Raw genomic sequence first — 3,839 nt, forward strand, 5'->3', positions numbered from 1 at the left:
TGGGGTTCTAGGGATTTTCCCCTCTAAAGTAACATAAATCGCCACAACCCTCGCAGTTAATGGCTTGTGGAGCTGGGTTACCTTTCATTTTAGACTTCATTTTCAACAATAGGCCTAGTTATTTCCTGTAAATCAGGTAGTTTGCGGTTACTAGCGAACTGATAAGTGCCGCTCAGATTAATGTTCTGCCATGCAACGGGTGATACTTGTCGAGTTATTGCTGCTTTTTCCTCGTCACCAACTTCTTCAAAGTGCAGTAATAGATGACTTAGGATCATCGAGTTAAAGTAGATAATAGCATTTGCCGTCAAACGGGCACACTCGTTCCAGACGACTATTTCTGATTCGTTTTTTCCACGGAACTGGTCACGATTGACCGATGCAATAGCTCGCCTGAGGAAATGCCAGGCTTCGCCTCGGTTCAGTGCTCGTTGAACATATTGGCGCAGACTTGCATCATCAATATAATCAAGTAAATATTGGGCTTTGATGAGTCTATTATATTCCGTTAATGCTTGTAATATAGGGTGTCTAGATGGATAACCAGATAATTTGCGTACTAGCAATGCCTGTGTTGTGCGTTTTTCTTGAAGGGATAACACAATACGCTGAATATCCTGCCAGCCTTCTTCAATCACATTCATTTTTATCGGCTTTTTCAGCGCCAGATGCGTGTTTCCGTCGTCGCTTTCAGTTACGTTAAATAGGTCATTGATCACACTGGTGAACTGAGCATACCTAGGCGCAAAACTATAACCGCATAAATCCAATAAGGCATAATTAACATGATTAACACCATGGGTGTCGGTTGAGAGGACATCTGGCTTAAGATCACTAGTATTAGATTGTAGTAAGTCGTAAATATAATGGGACTCATGCTCATTAGATCCTATGATACGGGCATTTAACGCACTATGATTGGCAACTAACGTCATGGCCGTAATACCTTTGTTGGTGCCGAAGTATTTCGAGGAGTAGCGAGTTTTAAAAGTCTCAAGGTGAGTTTCAAATTTTTGCCCATCGGTACTGGCGTGCAGGACGTCTTCTTGGATGTGATAGTGGCGGAAAATAGGGAGTGCCGCTACTGCGTTATTGATGATATCACTAGCCTCTTGCAAGGTTTCAGGCCTAATATAATTAGCTTGTATAGTGCTTAGATGCTCATAACTGCGATCAGATATTTGTGCCATCCCATATACGCCGCGATGTGTCGCATTCGCAATTAGAATAGCCAATAAATCATCCTGATTGGCGCCTACTTGTTTTTGTATTGGCAGCACGTGTGCGAAGCATTGCATAAAGTTGGTTTCTTGTTCAACATAACGCAACACATCAGCAATACTGACGGGGATCATTTGTTTAAAGAAAGGGTTGTTGACAAGTGATTGGGAGCCTTTAACTGGCAGTCGCCATCGTGTGCCACTTCGGCTCTTCATGATCACATTGCGGTTATCACCATTATCAATGTGACGAGCAACATCTTCTAGGGATGTTGTTAAGCGTATTTGTTTTACTTGCAGTAGCTTCTGAATCGGCTGCTTTAGCTTTTCCAATGTTGATGATGCCAATAGATCAGGCTGTATTGACGATGCAATTAAGTCGTCTTCTAGCGCACGATATTTAGTGACGTTTGATAAGTAAATTCGACCATTAAGCCGAGAAGCCAGTTGACGGTAAAGCAACCATTCGTATCGCTGTGGATGAACAACATCCTTGTTAATTAACCATGGACGATGTTTTTGTTGGATAAGTGTACTATCCATTGTTTGCAATGTATTACCTGCTAATAGTTCTGTTTTTGTGGTTTTGAGCTGGGTCACTAATGCTTCTGAGCCTTTACCTGCTTGGCATTCAAGACATAGAAACACGGGCCTTAATAACTGCTCAATTAACCCGTTTTGATCATCATAATATTGCCATTGATATTCTTCTACCGTGCGTTTTTGCTTTTTTAAGTACAGGCATAGCGTTTCTATATCTTGGTTATTCATTACACTTAATGCTTGTTGCCTAACCGTTGCAAATGGTTGATTATCGTCGATACTGTCATCAACAAACAGATGCAGTAATTCTGCGGCTTTGGTGACATTGTCTGCAGCTGACCTCCATGAGTCAAACACTGCCTGTTGGGCAAACGCATGCGCAGCTTCTTGTTGTTTACGGATATGATGAATAAACCCATCAGCCAATCGCTCTAGGCTTTGCCGTATGCGTTGAGTCAGAAAACACAGCAACCATAGGTGTTGCTGTGGACGCTTAAAGCGTTTTAGTTTACTGCCATAATAATCCACCATTTCACCGAAGTGTTGTTGGTTTTTAGACGATAAGGCTAAGCCCTTAACAGCATTATCAATCTGTCTTGTATAAGGCTGTAACTGATGATACACCGTCAGTTCTTTTTTTAGCTCTGTCACCATAACGCTTTTTGCACCGGCTCGAAGCTGGCTTAAGGAGAGCCCATCTTTGTCATCGATAATAGTATTTAGAAATCCGTGTAGTTCAGATGAAACATGAATACGAAGCTTATTATTTAACGCCTTCTTGACCTGTTGGATAACACGACTGATAAGCTTTTGTAAGACAGTATATTTAGGGATGGCAATTCTATGCGTTGCTAGATATTCAGCGGCTGCATCGAATAGATAACGAGGCTCAAGCCAAGCTTTGCCGACCATAACAAGATGTTCGTACAGCGGCGCAAAGTGCAGACTTTCGTCCCATTTCTGATAGTTTAATAACCTCAGTATTCTTTGATATATACGGTCACGCTGCATCTTATTAATGCTGAAAGGCCTGATCCCTTTGCCTCCTTGAACTTGCGTTGAAATAAACTGCATATCGTCAAAGATGAGGTTAAAGCTAGGTGAAAGAATCACAGGCTTAGACTTAAAATACCCTAATAACGCAATGAAATAGCATCGGTGGTTCCTTAGGCGAATACTTTTCAACTCTGTTAACTCGATCTCGTTTGGCGTAAAATACAATCGTTGTTGTTCAAGTGATAATAGCGGCGGAGAATATAGATCAAGCTGCTCAGCTTTGGTAAGAATTGATAGTTCGTTTTTTATAGCCATAGGAATTAAATTAAGTTTAAGGGGTTGTTAACCTCATAATTTGCCATACTTTGGAGAAGTAACCCACCTTTGTATGCCTTTAAATATGGTGAGTATGGCGATTTATGTTACTTTAGAGGGGAAAATCCCTAGAACCCCAAAATGGAATGGATGCCAAAGGTTGGATATGAAGACTTTAAAGAAGCTAAGTATAGTGTGAGTGATTATATCCACGGATATTATAACAACGTTAGGTCACATCATTATAATGCCGGTTTAGCGCCAAATGAATCTGAGGTTAGATACCAAGACTCTATAACTGTGGCCAAAACTAGTTGACCACTACATTTACCTCTTGCTTAGCATCTCGACCATGCTTTTCGTGCATTGCGTCCTGTCTCATGCTGCCATCTTCTCTTCGGAAATCGTAATCTTGCCAGTTTCTAAGCTCGTCTTCCGCCTGTTGAAGTTCTTGTTCGATTTTTGTTATTGCTTCTTTAGTAGTTTCTTCTTTCATTATTAGTCCTTTCGGTTTTTTTACTTTAGACTTTGTAATATTCTAATACTAAAAATAAAACACAGTTCTAATTAGGTTTGTACCAAAACCACGTTTAGATTTGTACTCTTTAAGCGCAGCATCTCTACCTTCTTTAAATACTAATTTCTCGGTCTTTTTTTCTACAAATGCCATATAGTTCCTCTCTTATTCCAACCGTTATTTATAGTGAATAGCTAGCTGAATTTAATAATTGTAAAAATATATTCCAAGGCCACAGAGCCCCCACA

Annotated in this window: 3 protein-coding genes and 1 pseudogene; 1 reads left to right on the top strand and 3 read right to left on the bottom strand. The window is 40.5% G+C overall.

What is annotated here, in order from left to right:
• Nucleotides 1-89: 89 nt before the first annotated feature.
• On the bottom strand, nt 90-3,074 hold the full coding sequence (locus tag L652_RS0106435; RefSeq protein WP_008126957.1) for a Tn3-like element ISKox2 family transposase: 2,985 nt from the start codon (nt 3,072-3,074) through the stop codon (nt 90-92).
• Between the two features lie 132 nt (nt 3,075-3,206).
• Here L652_RS0106435 and L652_RS1000000124905 point away from each other — a divergent pair.
• Nucleotides 3,207-3,392, top strand: a pseudogene (locus L652_RS1000000124905) (IS3 family transposase); the annotation flags it as partial.
• Here L652_RS1000000124905 and L652_RS0106445 read toward each other — a convergent pair.
• On the bottom strand, nt 3,385-3,570 hold the full coding sequence (locus L652_RS0106445) for a hypothetical protein (RefSeq protein WP_024597012.1): 186 nt from the start codon (nt 3,568-3,570) through the stop codon (nt 3,385-3,387). The pseudogene L652_RS1000000124905 and the gene L652_RS0106445 sit on opposite strands and share 8 nt — an antisense overlap.
• Before the next feature lie 48 nt (nt 3,571-3,618).
• The gene (locus tag L652_RS1000000125600; protein WP_261765764.1) at nt 3,619-3,744 is read right to left on the bottom strand and encodes a hypothetical protein; all 126 of its coding nucleotides are present in this window, start codon (nt 3,742-3,744) and stop codon (nt 3,619-3,621) included.
• Nucleotides 3,745-3,839: the final 95 nt, after the last annotated feature.

It is taken from the genome of Pseudoalteromonas sp. TB25 (assembly GCF_000497995.1).
In the GTDB taxonomy this organism is placed as follows: Bacteria; Pseudomonadota; Gammaproteobacteria; order Enterobacterales; family Alteromonadaceae; genus Pseudoalteromonas; species Pseudoalteromonas distincta.

What these genes read in the sequence shown, in the direction of transcription:
- L652_RS0106445 (WP_024597012.1), bottom strand. Translation starts at nt 3,570, where the DNA reads ATGAAAGAAGAAACTACTAAAGAAGCAATAACAAAAATCGAACAAGAA.
- L652_RS1000000125600 (WP_261765764.1), bottom strand. Translation starts at nt 3,744, where the DNA reads ATGGCATTTGTAGAAAAAAAGACCGAGAAATTAGTATTTAAAGAAGGT.
- L652_RS0106435 (WP_008126957.1), bottom strand. Translation starts at nt 3,074, where the DNA reads ATGGCTATAAAAAACGAACTATCAATTCTTACCAAAGCTGAGCAGCTT.